3 protein-coding genes are annotated in these 3,471 nt (G+C 74.1%); 1 reads left to right on the top strand and 2 read right to left on the bottom strand.

Translation table 11 applies throughout. The features are described from left to right. Positions 1-946 (top strand): GAF and ANTAR domain-containing protein (locus ACRYR9_RS19570; protein WP_432540217.1); only part of this gene is annotated, 946 nt, incomplete at its 5' end. 110 nt (positions 947-1,056) lie between these two features. On the opposite strand, the gene ACRYR9_RS19565 is transcribed toward ACRYR9_RS19570, so the two are convergent. Both ACRYR9_RS19565 and mobC read right to left on the bottom strand, forming a co-directional pair. After that, on the bottom strand, positions 1,057-2,319 hold the full coding sequence (locus ACRYR9_RS19565; protein WP_432499098.1) for a relaxase/mobilization nuclease domain-containing protein: 1,263 nt from the start codon (positions 2,317-2,319) through the stop codon (positions 1,057-1,059). Further along, positions 2,316-3,161: a plasmid mobilization relaxosome protein MobC gene (gene mobC / locus ACRYR9_RS19560; protein WP_432499095.1), complete on the bottom strand. Its 846-nt coding sequence runs from the start codon at positions 3,159-3,161 to the stop codon at positions 2,316-2,318. The genes ACRYR9_RS19565 and mobC overlap by 4 nt, the downstream gene beginning before the upstream one ends. Positions 3,162-3,471: the final 310 nt, after the last annotated feature.

Here is a 3,471-nt window from a genome sequence, read left to right as displayed (position 1 = left end):
TCAGCTGCACCAGCGCCTGCAGCACGTCATCACCGCTGTCGGCGCCAGCGCTGGCGCCGACAGCGGTGATGACGTGCTGCAGGCGCTGGTGCAGCTGACCCAGCTGGCGCAGCTGCCCGCTCAGGAGATCGGCACGCGCGAGGTGCTGGCCCACCTGGCCCGCGTGGTGCAGCACGCGATCGGCGCAGCGCACTGGTGCAGCGTGCTGCTGGGTGATCCGCTGCAGCCGGAGCACGTCGCGGCCGACTCGCGCAGCGCCCAGCAGGTCGACGGTGCACAGGACGCCAGCGGTCAGGGCCCCAGCATCGACGCCTACCACCGCCGCCTGCCCGTGCTCGCCGAGGACCTCAGCGACGATCCGCGCTGGCCGTACCTGGCCGCACACCTGAGAGCCCACGCGGACACGGTCCCGGCGCGCAGCGCGCTAGCGGTACCCGTGACGGTGGACGCCACCGCCAACGGCACGCTGAACGGTCAGGTGGTCGGGGTGCTGAGCCTGTACAGCCCGCGCTGCGGTGCCTTCAGCAGCGCCGACGAGCTCGATCTGGCGTTGAACGTGGCCACGATCGCCGCCGCGGTCGTGGCCACGCAACGGCGCGTGGAGCAGGAACGCTCGACCGCGCAGAACCTGCGCATCGCGATGAGCAGCCGCGCCCCGATCGAGCAGGCCAAGGGACTGGTCGCCGCCTGGCTGAGCTGCGGGATTGAGGAGGCCTTCGCCGTCATGGCCGCCATGAGCCAGGACCGCAACGTCAAGGTCCGTGACCTGGCCCAGATGCTGGTCTCCGAGCCCGCCGCAGCCGATCTGCGCCAGGTGCTGTGCGCGCAGCACCACAAGCTCAACGCGAGGCGGTCAGCACCGGACGGGCCCGCTCACCGCAGCACGGGTACTTGCCCTGCGGCCGCCGCACGTGCACGGTCCAGGCACCCCACGACCGGGAGCTGACCCGCACCACCACAACCGGGCCCGAAGCCAGCAAACGCAGCGGCCAGCGGGCTCGGCGAGCCCCACTCTTGGCAACGGCTGGCGCCCCAGCAGCCCGCTGCATCACCTGCTCAGCGTCCGCGGCCGGAGTCGCGAGAGGGGTCGGTGAGCGTGCGGTTCGCACTCGCCGACGGGGCCTGGGTGGCTGCCTTGGCCGCGCCCGACTGCGTCCGGCTCGGGGTGCGGTGCTGGTGCTCCAAGGCGTCTTGATGCATCCGGCGCATGAAATCCACCTGCTGCTCCAACTGCCCACGCTGGGCGATCGCCTCACCGGCCGCCTCACCGCCACGTCGGCGGTGCGCCCACCATTGGTCGTCGCCCTGCACCCGCGCGGCGACCACCTGCGGCAGCGCCTGAAGCCGCTGCGTCTGCTGCTGCGCGACCGCTTCGGCCTGCGCCTGCTCGGTGCGCCGCTCGTGCCGGGCGCGGGACTCCAACGCTCGCTTCGGCACCACGACGTCCGGTGCCGGTGTCGGTGTCTCAAGGACGGGGGCGACCTTCGACCACGACAGCGCACGGTCCAGCTGCGAGGCGCGGAACCACACCGCCTGCCCCGCCGGATCGGTGTGCCCGGGCAGGGTGAAGGAGTACCCGCTGACCCGCCCGCTGGCCGCCACGTTCGCGCGGTAGCCCACGCCCGCGCGCTCCAGCGCGGCCTCGAAACCCTCCCGCCCGGCACCGGCCGCGGCGTCGACGGCGGCGCGCACCCGCTCGGCCAACTGCACCCGCTCCGGGGCTGCCCCGGTGCGCTGCCCGCGCCGCCACTCCCCGGCGCTGAGCTGGTGATCGGCGGTGCGCTGCGTGTCCTTGCTCGACACCCTCGGCGCCACCGTCAGGCCGTACAGCTGCTCCAGTTGCGTGCACGCCGCCTGCGCTTGGCGGTAGTCGTTCCGCGCGTGCCAGACCCGCCCGTCGAAGCCCACCCGCGACACCGCCAGGTGCACGTGGTCCTCACCGTGGCGCACCACCACCCACGGCTGCGTGGCGCGCTGCTCCCACGGCACGTCCGAGCCGATGGGGTCCACGAAGCCCATCGCCTCGGCGAACACCGCCGCCGCCTCCGCCCACTCCTCATCGCTGAGCGTGCGGTCCCCCGGTGCGCAGCGCAGCGAGGCGTGCCAGATCGGACGGGTGATGTCCGGCCTGGTGCGTGCGGCGTCGGTCAGGATCCACGCCCACGTGGTGCCGTCCCGGCTGCCGTCCAGGCACACGTTGCCGCCGATGACCGCACCACCGGACCGCCCGGCGTACACGTGTTCCTCCTTGGTGCCCGGCCCGTGCAGGTACGCGGCCAGATCCCCCGCCCGCTCCCCCCGGGTGATCTTCGCGATCACCGCGCACCACCACCCGCACCACCACGTCCACCACTGCGCCCGGCATCACGCCCACCACTGCGCCCACCGCCGGTGATCCACGGGTTCACCGACTGCTGCCCCGGCCGCTGCGCGGGCCGATCCCCCGGCCCCGGTGCAACTGGTGGTGCGCTCGACGGCGCATGCGAGGGAGCGCTCGAGGGTGCACCGGACGGTGCGCTCAGCGGTGTGCCGAACGGCGCACTCGGCGTCGCCGGCGCCACGCGCCGCGGCGCCCGTTTCGCCTTCGCCGCCGCGGCCACCGCAGCCCTCCTCGACGTGCCGGCACCACCCCTTGCGGCACTAGCTGAGGCACCCGATGCCGCCACCCGTTCCTGCACCAGCGTCATCACCGCGCGCACCTCCACCACCGCCGCCCGCAGCTGCGCCAGCACCCCCGACTGCACCCCGTGCACGTGCACCGCGTGCACCGCCTGGTTCAGGTTGTTCGCCACCCGCGAGAGCTCACCGCGCAGCACCGACGACCTCGCCAGCACCTCCGCCAACTCCATGTCCACCCCACCCGGCACCCCACCCGGCGCGCTACCCGGCGCGCTACCCGGCGCGCTACCCGGCGCGCTTTTCGCGCGCCCACCCCGGGCCCGCACCGCACCCGCATCCACACCCTGATCCAGCCGCGCGTTCACCTCATCGCGCACCCACGACCCCAACCGCCCCCGCCCCGCCGCAACCGCCGCCGCCTCCCACGCCGCGTGCTCCTCCGGGCTCAACCGCACCGCCACCGTGCGCGTGCGCTCCCCCGCCATCGAGGCCTCCTTCTTGTGCCGGTGGTGCACGGTGCAGCGCGCCGAACGCTGCACCACGCGGTGCCGTTTCCCGGCGCACAACGCGCCGGCCCTGCCCCGTGCCCTGTCCCGTGCCCGGCGCCCCCAGCGCCGGGCGTGCTGCGCGAACGAAGTGAGCCAGCACACCGGCTCGCCCCCAGGGCGAGCCCTGCCAGCGAGCGAAGCGAGCGGGCAGCGAGGTGGCTAGCCGTGAAGCTCCAGCGTAACGCTAGTCATACCTCGCATCCCGGCCACCTGAGTCTACCGGCGCGGGTCTTTCCGGCGCGCCCTGCGCGCCGGGGCAGCCCGCAGGGCTGCATCCCGTGGGGCGCCCCAGCGCCGCACGCAC

Source organism: Kineococcus auxinigenes (assembly GCF_050871525.1).
Lineage (GTDB): Bacteria > Actinomycetota > Actinomycetes > Actinomycetales > Kineococcaceae > Kineococcus.
This window is presented reverse-complemented; position numbering and strand designations above follow the sequence as displayed.